The sequence below is a fragment of the Variovorax sp. Root473 genome, from assembly GCF_001426505.1.
Classification (GTDB): domain Bacteria; phylum Pseudomonadota; class Gammaproteobacteria; order Burkholderiales; family Burkholderiaceae_C; genus Variovorax.
In genome coordinates this window covers 166,456-180,850 of the sequence record NZ_LMEV01000017.1, presented here as the reverse complement: position 1 = coordinate 180,850, position 14,395 = coordinate 166,456, and the positions used below count along the sequence as shown (strand labels likewise).

Here is a 14,395-nt window from a genome sequence, read left to right as displayed (position 1 = left end):
CCGATCGCGGAAGAAAAAAACTGTACGGCGCTGTCGCTGTGCCGCCCTACTCGGCCGCGCGGCGCAGCGTGTCGACCACCGGCCGGCGCAGCACGTCGCGCAGGCCCCACCACCCCGCCGCCAGCGCGAGCACCGCACCGGCCAGCGCGCCCGCCACCGGCACCAGCGGCGAGGCGGTCCAGGTGAACTCGAACACGAAGCGCGCCAGCGCCCAGCCGATCACCGAGGCGACGATGCTCGCGAGGAAACCGGCCAGCAGGCCGACGCCCACGAGTTCGGCGCGCTGCACCTGCCGCAGCAGGCTGGCGCGCGCGCCCACCGCGCGCATCACGGCGAACTCGCGCGCACGCTCCTCCCGCGTGGCGGTCACGGCGGCGAACAGCACCACCAGCCCGGCCGCCAGCGTGAAGCCGAACAGGAACTCGACCGCGCGCACCACCTGGTCGAGCACGCGCTGCACCTGGTTGATGGTGGCGCTCATGTCGACGTTGGTCACGTTGGGAAAGCTGCGCACCAGCGCGTTGTCGAAGCCGCGCGTCTCGGGCGCGCGGAAGGCGCCCATGTAGGTCACGGGCACGTCGGCCAGCGAGGTCACGGTGTACATCACGAAGAAGTTGGCGTGCAGCGAGCCCCAGTCGACCTTGCGCAGCGAGGTGATGCGCGCGTCGTTCTGCATGCCGCCGATGTCGAAGCGCAGGGTGTCGCCGAGCTTCAGGCCCAGCGTCTCGGCCAGGCCTTCTTCCACGCTCACCTCATTCTTCGCCTCGGGCGTCCAGGTGCCGGCGGTGATGCTGTTGTGCGCGGGCGCGGCGCTGCTGTTGCTCAGGTTGAACTCGCGATCCACCAGGCGCTTGGCGCGGTCCTCGGTGTAGTCATCGGGCGTCACGGGCTTGTCGTTGATCGCCACCAGCCGGCCGCGGATCATCGGGTACCAGTCGAACTTGCCGACACCCGCATCGCGCAGCGTCTTCTGGAACGCGTCGCTCTGCTCGGGCATCACGTTGATGACGAAGCGGTTGGGTGCATCGGGCGGCGTGGCCTTGCGCCAGCTTGCGACGAGGTCGGTGCGCAGCAGCACCAGCAGCACCAGCGCCAGCAGGCCCACGGCGAGCGCGCTGACCTGCACCACGGCATAGGCCGGCCGCGCCGAGATCTGCCGCGTGGCCAGCACCAGCCAGCGCGGCGCGGTGGTCTCGCTGACGCTGCGGCGCAGCACCTTCACCGCGAGCCAGCTCAGCAGCGCGAACACGGCCACGGCGCCGGCAAAGCCGCCGACCGCGATGAGGCCCAGCTTGATGTCGCTGCTGGCCGCCATCAGCAAGGCCGCGAAGCCCGCCACGCCGATGCCGAGCACGGCGAGCGACGCAGGCTTGAGCCCGCCCACGTCGCGGCGGATCACGCGCAGCGGCGGCACGCGTGCCAGCTGCAGCACCGGCGGCAGGCCGAAGGCGAACAGCAGCGTGAGCCCCATGCCCAGGCCGAAGGCCACGGGCCACAGCGTGGCGGCGGGCAAGGCGGTCTCGACCAGCCCGGCCAGCAGCAGCACGAACACGTAATGCACGGCAAAGCCGATGGCCACGCCGATCGCGCTGGCCACGGTGCCGATCACCGCGAACTCGAACGCGTAGGCCGCGGCGATGGTGCGCTGGCTCTGGCCGAGCACGCGCAGCATCGCGCAGTCGTCCAGGTGGCTGGCCGCGAAGCCGCGCGCGGCCAGCGCCACGGCCACGGCCGACAGCAGTGCCGCGAGCAGCGCGACGAGGCTGAGGAATTTCTCGGCGCGATCGAGCGTCTGGCGCATCTCGGGCCGGCCGCCTTCGAAGGAGTCGAGCCGCACGCCGCGCAATTCGCCCTTCTTGATGGTCGCCTCGGCCCAGTCGCTGAAGCGCTTCACGGCGGCATCGTCGCCGGCCACGGCGTAGCGGTAGCCCACGCGGCTGGCGGGCTGAACGAGGCCGGTGCGCGCCACGTCGGCCTGGTTGAGCATCACGCGCGGCGAGAAGCTCATGAAGCCCGCGCCCCGGTCGGGCTCCAGGGTGATCACGCGGCCCACGCGCAGGCCGGTGTCGCCCAGCAGCAGCGTGTCGCCGACCCTCAGGCCGAGTGAGTCGAGCAGCGAGGCATCGACCCAGACTTCGCCCGCGGCCGGCACGTCGCGCGTGACGGTGCCCGCGCCTTCGGCCGTGGTGGCCGTCTGCAGGTTGCCGCGCAGCGGATAGCCCGGCGTCACGGCCTTCAGGGCCACGAGCTTGCTGGCGCCGCCCTTCGCTTCCTCGGCCCGCGCCATGGTGGGAAAGCCGAAGGTGCCGGTGCCCACGAGGCCGAGCGATTGGGCCTGCGCGATGAAGGCCTCGGGCGTTGGGTTGTCGCTCACGATCACCGCATCGCCGCCCAGCAGTTGGCGCGCATCGCGCTGCAGCCCGCCCTGCAGCCGGTCGGCAAAGAAGCCGACCGCCGTGAGCGCGGCGACGGCCAGCACCACGGCCACGATCAAGAGGCGCAGCTCACCGGCGCGCAGATCGCGCCAGAGCGTGCGCCAGCCAAGGCGAAGGGAAGCGTTCATGGCGCGAACGATAGCCGACGCCTACCGGGACCGGCGGATTCAAGGGTTATTGGAAAGGGCCGCGAGGTGTTGCCCGCTGCGCGGACCTGTCGCACGATGCGAAAAAGCGAAGGAGCGCGTGTCGATGACGACCCCACCCGCCCGTCGGCGCCCCGGCTCAGGGCAACACGACGAGGCCCGGCGCGCCGGCTTCCACGCGGCCGATGACCGCCGCCTGCCCGAAGCCTTCGTTGCGGAAGATCTCCAGCACCGCCCCGGCCACCTCGGGCGCGCAGCTCACGAGCAGGCCCCCCGAGGTCTGCGGATCGGTCATCAGCGTCTGCGCCGTCACCGACAGGCCTTCGTGCAATTGCACGTCGGCGCCGTAACCCGCCCAGTTGCGACCCGACGCACCGGTGACCAGCCCGCCGGCCGCCATCGCGATCACGTTGTCGAGCAGCGGCACACGCGACCATTCGACGACCGCCGTGAGCCCCGCGCCGCGCGCGAGTTCGAGCGCGTGGCCGGCCAGGCCGAAGCCCGTGACGTCGGTCAGGGCGTGCACGCCGTCGAGCGCCGAGAGCGCGATGCCGGGCGTGTTGAGCTTCGTGGTGTTCTCGATGAGCTGGCGGTAGCCGGCCTCGGACAGCTGCTGCTTCTTGAGCGCCGCCGACAGCACGCCCACGCCCAGCGGCTTGCCGAGCACCAGCACGTCGCCTGCCTGCGCATCGGCGTTGCGCCGCACGCGCTTCGGGTGCACCAGCCCCATCGCGACCAGCCCGTAGATCGGCTCGACCGAATCGATGGTGTGGCCGCCCGCAATGGGAATGCCCGCCGCGCGGCACACGTCCTGCCCGCCGCGCACGATCTCGGCGATGACCTCCACCGGCAGCTCGTTGATCGGCATGGCGACCAGCGCCAGCGCCATGATCGGGCGCCCGCCCATCGCATAAACGTCGCTGATGGCGTTGGTGGCGGCGATCCGGCCGAACTCGTAGGGGTCGTCCACGATCGGCATGAAGAAATCGGTGGTGGCGATCAGCGCCTGCTCGTCGTTGAGCCGGTAGACTGCCGCGTCGTCGGCGGTCTCGATGCCGACCATGAGTTCGGGCGGAATCAGCCCGCCCCCATGGTGGCGCAGGATCTGCGACAGCACGCCCGGCGCGATCTTGCAGCCGCAGCCGCCCCCATGCGAGAAGCTGGTGAGCCGCAGCGGCGCCAACGGATTCAGGAGCTTGGAAGGTGCGGCTTCGATCATGGCGGCGGGTCGGTCGAATGGAACAAGCCGCAATTATCGAAGCCCGCGCCACCGTCTGCCTGCGCACCCGAACACATCCTTTTCTTTCTTCTCCACTGAACGCTTCACTCACACCATGCAAACAAAACAAACCGTGTCCCGACTAGCGATCGCCCTCGCCCTGTCCCTCAGCGCCGTGGGCGCCTTCGCCCAGGGCGTGCTACGCGTGTCGGCCATTCCCGACGAAGCGCCGACCGAGCTGCAGCGCAAGTTCACGCCGCTGGGCGACTACCTGAAGAAGGAAACCGGCATGGACGTGCAGTTCACGCCCGTGACCGACTACGCCGCCGTGGTCGAGGGCCTGGCGACGAACAAGATCGACATGGCGTGGCTGGGCGGCTTCACCTTCGTGCAGGCGCGCATCCGCACCAACGGCGGCGCGGTGCCGATCGTGCAGCGCGCGGAAGACGAAGTCTTCACCAGCAAGTTCATCGTGCCGATCGACAGCCCCGCGAAGACGCTGGCCGACCTGAAGGGCAAGACCTTCGCCTTCGGCGCGCCCTCGTCCACCTCGGGCAGCCTGATGCCGCGCTACTTTTTGCTGCAGGCCGGCATCAACCCCGAGAAGGACTTCAAGACCGTTGCGTTCTCGGGCGCGCACGACGCCACCGTCGCCTTCGTGGCCGCCTCGCGCGCCGAAGCGGGCGTGCTCAACGCCTCGGTGTGGGACAAGCTGGTCGAGTCGAAGAACCCCAACGCCGCCAAGGTGCGCGTGCTCGCGACCACGCCGACCTACTACGACTACAACTGGACCGTTCGCCCGGGCATGAACGCCGCACTGCAGAAGAAGCTGACCGACGCCTTCCTGAAGCTCGACCCCGCCAACCCGGCGCACAAGGACATCATGGCGCTGCAGCGTGCGAGCAAGTTCATCCCGACGAAGTCGTCGAACTACGACGGCATCGAGACGGCGGGCAAGTCGGCTGGGCTGATCAAGTAAGTGGACTGCGCGGATGAGTTTTTCGCTCGACGGCATCGGCGTCGTCCACCCCAACGGCCAGCGCGCGCTGGCCCGCGTGACGCTGGCCGCGCACAACGGCGAGCGCATTGCCGTCATCGGGCCCTCGGGCGCAGGCAAGACCACGCTGCTGCGTGTGCTCGGCGCGGCGCTGCGGCCCGGCCAGGGCGAGGTGCAGGCGCTCGGCGAGCACCCATGGCGGCTGCCGGCGCGCGCGCTCAAGCAGCTGCGCGCGCGCATCGGCACCGTGCACCAGGCGCCGCCGATCGCGCCGCGCCTGCGCGTGGTCACGGCCGTGCTCGCGGGCCGGCTCGGCCAGTGGTCGACGGCGCGCGCGCTGGGTTCGCTGTTCTATCCGTCCGACATCGCGGGCGCGCACGCGGCGCTGGCCCGGTTCGCGCTCGAAGACCGGCTGTTCGACCGCTGCGACCGCCTCTCGGGCGGCCAGCTGCAGCGCGTGGGCATCGCGCGCGTGCTGTACCAGCGCCCGGCGCTGCTGCTGGCGGACGAGCCGGTGTCCGCGCTCGACCCCACGCTCGCGCACGCGGCCGTGGGCCAGCTGGTCGCGCAGAGCGAATCGACCGGCGCCACGCTGGTCGCGTCGCTGCACGCGGTCGACCTCGCGCTGCGCTGGTTTCCGCGCATCGTGGGCATGCGCGACGGGCAGGTCGCCTTCGACCTGCCGGCCGCCGAGGTGACGCCGGCGCTGCTCGAGGCGCTCTATGCGAGCGAAGGCGGCGTGGCGACGCAAGGGCCGCTGCCGGTCGGCACCGCCGAGCCTGCCTTCCATCGGCCGGACTGTCCGTGACTGCAACGACCACGCTGTCGTCTCCCGCCCTGCGTGACCCGCAGGCGGGCCGCCGCCTGGCCGGCTGGCTCGCGGCGCTGGTCATCGCGTGGCCGATGCTCGCGCTCTCCGAATTCAAGCCCTGGGCGCTGTTTGGCAGCGGACAGCTCGCGGTCATCGACGGCTTTCTCGCGGGCTTTTTTCCGCCCGACGGCTCACCGGCTTTTCTCGCACTGCTCGCCAAGGCCACGCTCGAAACGCTGGCCATGGCCACGGCCGGCACCGCGATGGCATTGCTCATCGGCGCGCCGCTGGGCTTCGTGACCACGCGCGCGCTCTCCATCTCGCGCATCGGACCCGGCCCCGGCCGCGTGCAGGCCGGCATCGTCCGGCAGGCGGTGCGCTGGCTGCTGATGGTGCTGCGCGCCATTCCCGAAATCGTGTGGGCGCTGCTGTTCGTGCGCGCGCTCGGGCTTGGTCCCGCGGCCGGCGTGCTGGCGCTGGCGATCACCTACGGCGGCATGCTGGGCAAGGTCTACGCCGAGATCCTCGAATCGACCGACACGCGACCCGCGCGCGCGCTGCTCGAAAGCGGCAGTGGCCGGCTCGCGGCGCTGTGCTACGGCCTGCTGCCGCACACCGCGCAGGAGCTGGCCTCGTACACCGTGTACCGCTGGGAATGCGCGGTGCGCGCCTCGGTGGTGATGGGCTTCGTGGGCGCGGGCGGCCTCGGGCAGCTGATGGACCAGTCGATGAAGATGCTCAACGGCGGCGAGGCCAGCAGCATCCTGCTGGTGTTCCTCGCGCTCGTGCTGCTGGCCGACATGCTGAGCAACGCATTGCGAAAGCTCCTGGCATGACTCCGCTGCCGCCACGCCCTCCTCCTTGCCTGCGCTGCTGGTTCGCCGTGGCGCTGATCGCCGCAGCGGTGGTCGCGAGTTTTGTCTACCTGGGCATCGACTACGGCGCGCTAGGCTCGGCCGAATCACTGCGGCTGATGGGCAAGTTCATCGCGGAGTTCTTCCCGCCCGACGTGTCCTCCGAGTTTCTCGCCAAGGTCGGCCACGGCGCGCTGCAGACGCTGGCCGTGTCGGCGCTGGGGACCGTGCTGGCCGCCGTGGCGGGCGCCGTGCTCGCGCTGCCGGCCTCGGGCCGCACCGGCGGGCCGCTGCGCCATGGCGCGCGCTTCGTGCTCAACTTCCTGCGCAGCGTGCCCGAGCTGGTGTGGGCCGCGCTCATGGTGCTGGCCGCCGGCATCGGTCCGTTCGCGGGCGCGCTGGCACTGGCGCTGCACACCACGGGCGTGCTCGGCCGACTCTTTGCCGAGGCGCTGGAGAACGCACCGCGCGAGCCCGAGCAGGCGCTGGCACTCTCGGGCGCCGGCCCGGTCGCCGCCTTCAGCTACGCCAGCCTGCCGATCGTGCTGCCGCAGTGGGTGGCCTACACGCTCTATCGCTGGGAAATGAACATCCGCATGGCGGCCGTGCTGGGCTTCGTGGGCGGCGGCGGGCTGGGACAGCTGCTGTACTTCCACCTGTCGATCTTCCAGCAGCAGCAGGCGATGACGGTGCTGATCGCCATGTTCGTGCTGGTCACCCTTGTCGACTTGGCGAGTGCTCGCTTGCGAAAAGGCATAGGTCCGGCCTACGCCTGAGTGGCCGACAATGGCGGCATGAGGTCCCTTCAGCCATGAGTCATCGCCAACCCGTCCGGGTGGCGGACCGCCACGCCTTCGATTCGATCATCGACGCCCGCTCGCCCGCCGAGTTCGCGCTCGACCACATTCCCGGCGCCATCAACTGCCCCGTGCTCGACGACGAGGAGCGCCACATCGTCGGCACGGTCTACGTGCAGACCGGCGCCTTCGAGGCACGCCGCATCGGTGGCGCGATGGTGGCGGCCAACATCGCGCGGCATCTGCGCGACACGCTGGCCGACCGGCCCGAGAAGTGGAAGCCGCTGGTCTACTGCTGGCGCGGCGGCATGCGCAGCGGCTCCATGGTCACGTGGCTGCGGCTCGTGGGCTGGGACGCCCAACAGCTCGCGGGCGGCTACAAGAGCTTTCGCCGCCATGTGATCTCGCAGATCGACGCGCTGACGCCGCAGCTCGACCTGCGCGTGATCTGTGGCGCGACGGGCAGCGCCAAGACGCGCGTGCTGCATGCGCTGGCCCAGCGCGGCGCGCAGGTGCTCGACCTGGAAGACTTCGCCAACCACAAGGGCTCGCTGCTCGGCGCGCTGCCGGGCGTGGCGCAGCCCTCGCAGAAGCATTTCGAGACGCGCATCGCGACCGTGCTCGAAGCCATCGACCTCTCGCGCCCGTTGTATGTCGAGGGTGAGAGCGTGCGCATCGGGCGGCTGTCGCTGCCGCTGTCACTCGTCGCCCAGATGCGCGACGCACCGTGCATCGAAGTGGCGGCCACGCCCGAGGCGCGGCTGACCTACCTGCTGCGCGACTACGCCTACCTGGGCGACAACCGCGCGGCGCTCGCCGAGAAGATGGGCGTGCTGAAGGAGCTGCAGGGCAAGGAAACGGTGACGCGCTGGCAGCAATGGGCGCACGACGCCGACCTGCCGCACCTGTTCGCCGAACTCATGTCCTTGCACTACGACCCGCACTACGAGAAGTCGCAAGAAACGCACTTTCGTGCGTGGGCCAGGCGCCAGCGCGTGGCAGCGTCCGACCTCTCGGATCAGGGCATCGAGGCCGTGGCGGACGCGGTGCTGGCGCTCGGCGATCCAACCGTCGCACCGAGCCCGTCGGCATAAAGCACACCGCGCGGCGCGCGGCACAGCCCCCAGAAACGCAGGCCGCTGAGTTCGGCCATGCGCACGCCCATCGCGGTCGGCGCCGAGATGGTCGCCATTGCCGCGATGCCCAGGCGCGCGCACTTGCGCACCAGCTCGTGGCTGCCGCGGCTGGACATCAGCACGAAGCCCGGTTCCTGCAGCCGATTCGCACGCGCGAGCTTGCCGAGCAGCTTGTCGAGCGCGTTGTGGCGGCCGACGTCTTCCATCAGGTCGGTGAGTTCGCCGTCGACCGTGGCCCAGGCTGCCGCGTGGATCGCGCCGGCTTCGGCATTGAGCACCTGGCGCGGCGGCATGGCGGCGAAGGCGCGCAGGACGGTGGCCAGGTCGATGCGTTCGATCCAGTCGCGCGGCGGCACGCGCTGCGGCGACAGGTCGAGCCCCGCGAAACTTTCGACGCCGCACACGCCGCAGCCGGTGCGGCCCGCGAGGCTGCGGCGGCGGTCCTTCAGGCGTTCGAAGCTGCGCGTGGACACTTCGAGCTGCACCTCGATGCCCGGCATGCCCTCGGGCAGGCCCGCGTCGAAGGCCTCGACCGTTCGCACGTCGATGCCGCGGCAATCGGCGGCGCTGTCGAGGATGCCCTCGCTGAGCGCAAAACCCAGCGCGAAGGCCTCCAGGTCTTGCGGCGTGGCCATCATCACCGCGTGCGAGACGCCGTTGAACACCAGCGCCACCGGCACCTCGGCGGCCAGCGTGTCGTCACGCACCACGCCCTCGGGCGCGAGGCCGCGCTCGCCGTAGACGTGCACGGCATGCCGCGCGAGGGGCGGCAGCGAATCGGATTGGGGGGTGTTTGTCATGGCCGCGGCCATTGTCCGCTCAACCGGGGTTGTCGTCAGCGGGCAAGCTGTGGACCACCGCGCGCCCCGCGTCGGTGAGGTGCGCGACCCAGCGGTCGTCCTGCAGCACAACCCGCACCCAGCCGGGTCCGCGCACACCGCCGAGGGTTGCATCGCCCATCCGCGTGAGCTGGCGCATGACCACGCTCGCGCCCTGCCCCAGCCGCTTGCCCAGGCGCGGCAGCGACATGCCGCCCTCGCCAGAAGTTTCAGCGAGCGCGCGCAGGATCGCAACAGAGAACGCGTCCGCGTCAAACCCCGTGCTCATGCCGCCACGGCGTCGGCTTTCACATCGAGCGGCGCCGCATGCAGCGACAGCACCACGGGAATCGACTTGGACGTCGGCGTGCCCGCGTTCTCGGCCACCGACGACAGCGGCACCAGCGGGTTCGTCTCGGGGTAGTAGGCCGCGAGGTTGCCGCGCGGGATGTCGTAGGCCACCAGCTTGAAGCGGTCGGCGCGGCGCTCCTGCCCGTCGCTCCACACGGTCTGGATGTCGACCCAGTCGCCGTTCTTCATGCCCAGGTGGCGGATGTCTTCCTTGTTGATGAAGACCACGCGGCGCTGGCCGAACACGCCGCGGTAGCGGTCGTCCATGCCGTAGATGGTGGTGTTGTACTGGTCGTGCGAGCGCGTGGTGAGCAGCGTGAACACCAGCGTGCCGCGCTGCGACGCAAAGCGCGCGCGGGCACGGTGCGCATGCGTGTCCATCGGCACGGCGTGCGTGAAGAACACGGCCTTGCGCGACGCGGTGTTCCACACGCGCTCGCTCGCCGTGTTGCGCAGGCGGAAGCCACCGGGATGCGCCACGCGCGCGTTGAAGTCCTTGAATTCGTCGAACACGGCTTCGATCTTGTCGCGGATGCGGGCGTAGTCTTCCACCAGCCAGAGCCACGGCGTCTTGCTGCGCGCGTCGATCGTGGCGGCAGCCAACCGCGCCACGATGGCGGGTTCGGACAGCAGGTGCTCCGACGCCGGCGGGTTGATGCCCACCGAGATGTGCACCATGCTCATCGAGTCTTCGACCGTCACGCCCTGCGGGCCGTTGGCCTGCATGTCGATCTCGGTGCGGCCCAGGCACGGCAGGATGAGCGCCTCGCGCCCGTGGACGACATGGCTGCGGTTGAGCTTGGTCGCCACATGCACCGTGAGATCGCACTGCTGCAGCGCCTTCCAGGTCTGATAGGTGTCGGGCGTGGCCGCCGCGAAGTTGCCGCCGAGCGCGAAGAACACCTTGCCCTTGCCTTCGAGCATGAGCTGGATCGCCTCGACCGTGTCCACGCCGTCCTCGCGCGGCGGCTCGAAGCCGAACACCTGCTGCAGCCGGTCGAGCAGCGCGGCCGGCGGCTTTTCCCAGATGCCCATGGTGCGGTCGCCCTGCACGTTGCTGTGGCCGCGCACCGGACAGGCGCCCGCGCCTTCGCGGCCCATGTGGCCGCCCAGCATGAGCCAGTTGCCGATCATCTGGATCGTGGCCACCGAATGCTGGTGCTGCGTGATGCCCATGCCCCAGCAGGCGATGACGCGCTTCGCGCCCAGGTACACGTCGGCCGCCGCACGGATCTGCGCTTCGCTCAGGCCCGACTCCTGCACCAGCAGCGACCACGATTCGGCGCGCAGGTCGTCCGCCAGCGCCTCGAAGCCGAGCGTGTGGGTGGCGATGAACTCATGGTCGAGCACCGAAGGCTCGCCGCGCGCCACCGCCGCGTCTTCGCGCTCCATGACGTGCTTCATCATCCCCTTCACCGCCGCGAAGTCGCCGCCCACGCGCAGCTGGAAGTAGTGCGTGCTGATCGGCGTGGAGCCCAGCGTGGCCATCTCCAGCTTGTCCTGCGGATCGGCAAAACGCTCCAGCCCGCGCTCGCGCAGCGGGTTGAAGCTCACGATGCGCGCGCCGCGCTTGGACGCCGCGCGCAGCTCGCCGAGCATGCGCGGGTGGTTGGTGCCCGGGTTCTGGCCGAAGATGAAGATCGCGTCGGCCTTCTCGAAGTCTTCGAGCGTGACCGTGCCCTTGCCCACGCCGATCTGCGGACGCATGCCGCTGCCGCTGGGCTCGTGGCACATGTTCGAGCAGTCGGGAAAGTTGTTGGTGCCGTACTCGCGCACGAACAGCTGGTACAGAAAAGCCGCCTCGTTGCTCGCGCGGCCCGAGGTATAGAAGATCGCCTGGTTCGGGTCGGGCAGCGCGTTCAGGTGGCGCGCGATCAATGCGAAGGCGTCGTCCCAGTCGATGGGCACGTACCTGTCGCTGGCCGCGTCGTACACCATGGGATGCGTGAGCCGGCCCTGGTCTTCGAGCCAGAAATCGCTCTGCTGGGCCAGCTCGGCCACCGTGTGCTTGGCAAACAGCGCCGGGCCCGCGCGCCGCGCGGTGGCCTCGGCGGCCACGGCCTTCACACCGTTCTCGCAGAACTCGAAGGTCGAGGCATGGTTGCGGTCGGGCCAGGCGCAGCCCGGGCAGTCGAAGCCATCGGGCTGGTTGGCCGAGAGCAGTGTCTTCGCGCCCTTGACCGGAATGTCCTGCCGCAGCAATGCATTCGTCACGCTGCGCAACGCACCCCAGCCGCCGGCCGGCCCCTTGTAAAACTCGATCTTCTGCTCGCTCATGGCGGCAGTGTTGGTGTGCGGGGGCGTGGCGTCAAATTGAATCGCGACATGCGGCGATTCAAAATGGAAATGACACCGAAAGGAAAAGGCGCTCAGCCCTCGCGCGCACCCCCCATCAACAAGCCCCGCAGCTTGCTGCGCAGCGGCGTCTCTTCGACCTCCTGCACCCCGGCTATCTCCCGCAGCGCAAAGTCGCGGCTGTCGGCGTTGTGCAGGTCGATCTCCCGCACCACCTGCCCGTCCTTGTAGACAAAGGCCACGTCGGCCAGGGCGAGCACGTCCTCGATGTCGTGCGTGATCATCAAAACCGGAATGCCCCATTGCCTGCGCACCTGTGCCAACTCGTTGCGCAGCTCGGCGCGCAGCATGGGGTTGAGCGCGGCAAAAGGCTCGTCGAGCAGCAGCACCTGCGGCTCGCAAGCCAGCGCGCGCGCCAGTGCCACGCGCTGCTGCTGGCCGCCGGAGAGTTTTTGCGGCCGGCTGTCGGCCAGCGCGGCGAGGCCGAAGCTGTCGAGCAGTGCCTGCACGCGCTCGGCGTCGCGCTGCGGCAGCGTCCGGCGGTGCCACGCCGTGAGTCCGAAGGCCACGTTCTCGCGCACCGACAGGTGCGGGAACAGCGCGTAGTTCTGGAACAGGTAGCCGATGCGGCGCGCTGGCGCGGGCACGTCGATGCGCTGGGCCGCGTCGTACAACGTGCGGCCGTCCAGCCGCACATGGCCCGCCGACGGATGCAGCAGGCCGGCAATGGCCTGCAGGGTGAGCGACTTGCCGGCCCCCGACGGGCCGTAGAGCGCAGCGAAGGGAACGTCGGTCTGGAAACGCACGGCCAAGTCGAAGCGCCGGGCCCCGTCCTTCACCGTGAGCTGCAGATCGACATCGATCACGGCTTACCGAATCCGTAGCGCGTGAGCACTTCCTGGGCGGCGGGCGTCGACAGGAACGCGATGAAGTCGCCGGCCAGCGCCTTCTGCCGGCTCTCGGCCACCACGGCGATCGGGTAGGTCACGGGCGTGTGGCCGGTGGGCGTGAAGGCGACCTTGACCTTGTCGCCGGCCACGGCCGCGTCGGTGCGGTACACAAAGCCCGCCTCGACCTCACCGCGGCTCACGTAGTCGAGCACCTGGCGCACGCTGTCGGCCTGCACGAACTTGGGTTCGAGCACAGTCCAGAGCTTGGCGTTGTCCAGCACCTGCTTGGTGTAACGGCCGACCGGCACGGTGGCGGTCTTGCCGACGGCGATCTTCTTCACGCTGGGAGCGCTCAGGTCTTGCAGCGACTTCAGACCGACGGCGCCTTGCGCGGGCTCGACGAGCACGAGGCTGTTGGCGGCAAAGTCCTTGCGGGTAGCAGCGTCGATGAGCTTCTGGTCGTTGCCGCGGTTCATGGTGTCCTGGTCGGCACTGGCGAACACGTCGACCGGTGCGCCCTGCGCGATCTGCTGCAGCAACACGCCCGAGGCGGCGAAGTTGAAGCGCACGGTGCTGCCGGCCTTGGCGGCTTCGAACTTGGGACCGATTTCCTTGAACGCATCGGTCAGGCTCGCGGCAGCGGACACGGTGATCTGCTGCGCGGCGGCTGCGAGCGGCAACGCAAGGGCGAGGGCAACAGACAAGAGGCGCAACGGACGCATGGGCACAGTCTCCAGGAAAAAGTGGAAATCAACGAAGCGAAAAGAATCGGTTCGACACCACCAGCACCGCAATCGACAGCACCGACGTGACGACGACCAGCAGCAGCGCGAGGTCGTCATGGCCGGCCTGCACGGCGTCGTAGATGGCCATCGACAGGGTCTGGGTCTGCTTGGGAATAGAGCCCGCCACCATCAGCGAGGCACCGAACTCGCCCATGGCGCGCGCGAACGCGAGCAGCGTGCCGGCCAGGATGCCGGGCCAGGCCAGCGGCAGCGTGACGCGAAGGAAGACGGAGAACGGCGACTGGCGCAAGGTGCTGGCAGCGGCTTCGAGCGAGCGGTCGACATTCGAAAACGCCGCGCTCGCCGACTTGAGCACCAACGGCAACGCGACCACTGCCGAGGCCACCACGGCGCCGTGCCAGCTGAAGATGATCGTGTAGTCGAAGTGTTCGCGCAGCCACGCACCGAGCGGGCTGCGCCGCCCCGCCGCCACCAGGATGGCGTAGCCGATCACCGTGGGGGGCAGCACCAGCGGCAGCATGAACACGGCCTCGAGCACGCCCGAGCCGACGAACTGCTTGCGCGCGAACACCCAGCCCAGCGCCACGCCCGCGACCAGCGCCAACAAGGTCGCCACCGCCGCGACCTGCAGCGACAGGACCAGCGGAGACCAGTCGGTGGTGGCGATGAGCGAAGCGGTCGTCATGTTCATTTGAATACGGCGCGATTGTTACACGCATCGCCATTTTTTCGCTTGCAGAGCTGCGCGGAAGTTCCCGTCTTCATATCCTGTCGAATACAGCGAATTCTGGACGCCGACGGCTTCATGCCGTCGAGCATCGCGCCGCGCGGCGAAAGCCAGTCGTTCCTGGTGGCGCCGGGCGATGCGCCCGGCACGATCCACCGACCGATGCGTCGCTG

At 69.6% G+C, this 14,395-nt stretch carries 13 protein-coding genes; 5 read left to right on the top strand and 8 right to left on the bottom strand.

Annotation, left to right across the window (positions count from 1 at the left end):
- Positions 1 to 46 precede the first annotated feature (46 nt).
- The gene (locus ASD34_RS14100) at positions 47 to 2,563 is read right to left on the bottom strand and encodes an ABC transporter permease (RefSeq protein ID WP_056578406.1); all 2,517 of its coding nucleotides are present in this window, start codon (positions 2,561 to 2,563) and stop codon (positions 47 to 49) included.
- A 157-nt stretch (positions 2,564 to 2,720) separates the two neighbouring features.
- Positions 2,721 to 3,800 (bottom strand): selenide, water dikinase SelD, encoded by a 1,080-nt coding sequence (gene selD / locus ASD34_RS14095; protein WP_056578404.1) that lies wholly within the window; start codon positions 3,798 to 3,800, stop codon positions 2,721 to 2,723.
- A 115-nt stretch (positions 3,801 to 3,915) separates the two neighbouring features.
- On the opposite strand from selD, the gene ASD34_RS14090 reads away from it, so the two are divergent.
- Genes ASD34_RS14090 through mnmH form a run of 5 tightly spaced genes read left to right on the top strand, consistent with a single transcriptional unit; the run spans position 3,916 to position 8,353 of the window.
- The gene (locus ASD34_RS14090; RefSeq protein ID WP_056578402.1) at positions 3,916 to 4,779 is read left to right on the top strand and encodes a putative selenate ABC transporter substrate-binding protein; all 864 of its coding nucleotides are present in this window, start codon (positions 3,916 to 3,918) and stop codon (positions 4,777 to 4,779) included.
- Positions 4,780 to 4,792: 13 nt separating this feature from the next.
- Positions 4,793 to 5,605 (top strand): phosphonate ABC transporter ATP-binding protein, encoded by an 813-nt coding sequence (locus ASD34_RS14085; RefSeq protein WP_056578401.1) that lies wholly within the window; start codon positions 4,793 to 4,795, stop codon positions 5,603 to 5,605.
- Positions 5,602 to 6,444 (top strand): PhnE/PtxC family ABC transporter permease, encoded by an 843-nt coding sequence (locus ASD34_RS14080; protein WP_235510066.1) that lies wholly within the window; start codon positions 5,602 to 5,604, stop codon positions 6,442 to 6,444. Before ASD34_RS14085 ends, ASD34_RS14080 begins: the two co-directional genes overlap by 4 nt.
- Positions 6,441 to 7,238, top strand: a complete 798-nt coding sequence (gene phnE, locus ASD34_RS14075) for a phosphonate ABC transporter, permease protein PhnE (RefSeq protein ID WP_056578399.1) — start codon at positions 6,441 to 6,443, stop codon at positions 7,236 to 7,238. Before ASD34_RS14080 ends, phnE begins: the two co-directional genes overlap by 4 nt.
- Before the next feature lie 35 nt (positions 7,239 to 7,273).
- The gene (gene mnmH, locus ASD34_RS14070; RefSeq protein ID WP_056578397.1) at positions 7,274 to 8,353 is read left to right on the top strand and encodes a tRNA 2-selenouridine(34) synthase MnmH; all 1,080 of its coding nucleotides are present in this window, start codon (positions 7,274 to 7,276) and stop codon (positions 8,351 to 8,353) included.
- Here the strand turns inward: mnmH and fdhD are convergent.
- From fdhD to modB, 6 genes are all read right to left on the bottom strand, one after another.
- Positions 8,278 to 9,195: a formate dehydrogenase accessory sulfurtransferase FdhD gene (gene fdhD, locus ASD34_RS14065; RefSeq protein WP_056582335.1), complete on the bottom strand. Its 918-nt coding sequence runs from the start codon at positions 9,193 to 9,195 to the stop codon at positions 8,278 to 8,280. The two genes, mnmH and fdhD, sit on opposite strands and share 76 nt — an antisense overlap.
- Positions 9,196 to 9,214: 19 nt before the next feature.
- The gene (locus ASD34_RS14060; protein WP_056578395.1) at positions 9,215 to 9,502 is read right to left on the bottom strand and encodes a MarR family winged helix-turn-helix transcriptional regulator; all 288 of its coding nucleotides are present in this window, start codon (positions 9,500 to 9,502) and stop codon (positions 9,215 to 9,217) included.
- Positions 9,499 to 11,841: an FdhF/YdeP family oxidoreductase gene (locus tag ASD34_RS14055; RefSeq protein WP_056578393.1), complete on the bottom strand. Its 2,343-nt coding sequence runs from the start codon at positions 11,839 to 11,841 to the stop codon at positions 9,499 to 9,501. The genes ASD34_RS14060 and ASD34_RS14055 overlap by 4 nt, the downstream gene beginning before the upstream one ends.
- Before the next feature lie 92 nt (positions 11,842 to 11,933).
- Positions 11,934 to 12,725 (bottom strand): ABC transporter ATP-binding protein, encoded by a 792-nt coding sequence (locus ASD34_RS14050; protein ID WP_056578392.1) that lies wholly within the window; start codon positions 12,723 to 12,725, stop codon positions 11,934 to 11,936.
- Entirely contained in the window at positions 12,722 to 13,471 is a 750-nt protein-coding gene (gene modA, locus ASD34_RS14045) for a molybdate ABC transporter substrate-binding protein (protein WP_056578390.1), read from the bottom strand. The genes ASD34_RS14050 and modA overlap by 4 nt, the downstream gene beginning before the upstream one ends.
- Before the next feature lie 28 nt (positions 13,472 to 13,499).
- Positions 13,500 to 14,180: a molybdate ABC transporter permease subunit gene (gene modB / locus ASD34_RS14040; RefSeq protein ID WP_414929876.1), complete on the bottom strand. Its 681-nt coding sequence runs from the start codon at positions 14,178 to 14,180 to the stop codon at positions 13,500 to 13,502.
- Positions 14,181 to 14,395: the final 215 nt, after the last annotated feature.

Coding starts and splice junctions, on each gene's coding strand:
- ASD34_RS14060 (WP_056578395.1), bottom strand. CDS start 9,502: ATGAGCACGGGGTTTGACGCGGACGCGTTCTCTGTTGCGATCCTGCGC.
- ASD34_RS14055 (WP_056578393.1), bottom strand. CDS start 11,841: ATGAGCGAGCAGAAGATCGAGTTTTACAAGGGGCCGGCCGGCGGCTGG.
- ASD34_RS14085 (WP_056578401.1), top strand. CDS start 4,793: ATGAGTTTTTCGCTCGACGGCATCGGCGTCGTCCACCCCAACGGCCAG.
- modA (WP_056578390.1), bottom strand. CDS start 13,471: ATGCGTCCGTTGCGCCTCTTGTCTGTTGCCCTCGCCCTTGCGTTGCCG.
- fdhD (WP_056582335.1), bottom strand. CDS start 9,195: ATGACAAACACCCCCCAATCCGATTCGCTGCCGCCCCTCGCGCGGCAT.
- ASD34_RS14090 (WP_056578402.1), top strand. CDS start 3,916: ATGCAAACAAAACAAACCGTGTCCCGACTAGCGATCGCCCTCGCCCTG.
- selD (WP_056578404.1), bottom strand. CDS start 3,800: ATGATCGAAGCCGCACCTTCCAAGCTCCTGAATCCGTTGGCGCCGCTG.
- modB (WP_414929876.1), bottom strand. CDS start 14,180: ATGACGACCGCTTCGCTCATCGCCACCACCGACTGGTCTCCGCTGGTC.
- phnE (WP_056578399.1), top strand. CDS start 6,441: ATGACTCCGCTGCCGCCACGCCCTCCTCCTTGCCTGCGCTGCTGGTTC.
- ASD34_RS14100 (WP_056578406.1), bottom strand. CDS start 2,563: ATGAACGCTTCCCTTCGCCTTGGCTGGCGCACGCTCTGGCGCGATCTG.
- mnmH (WP_056578397.1), top strand. CDS start 7,274: ATGAGTCATCGCCAACCCGTCCGGGTGGCGGACCGCCACGCCTTCGAT.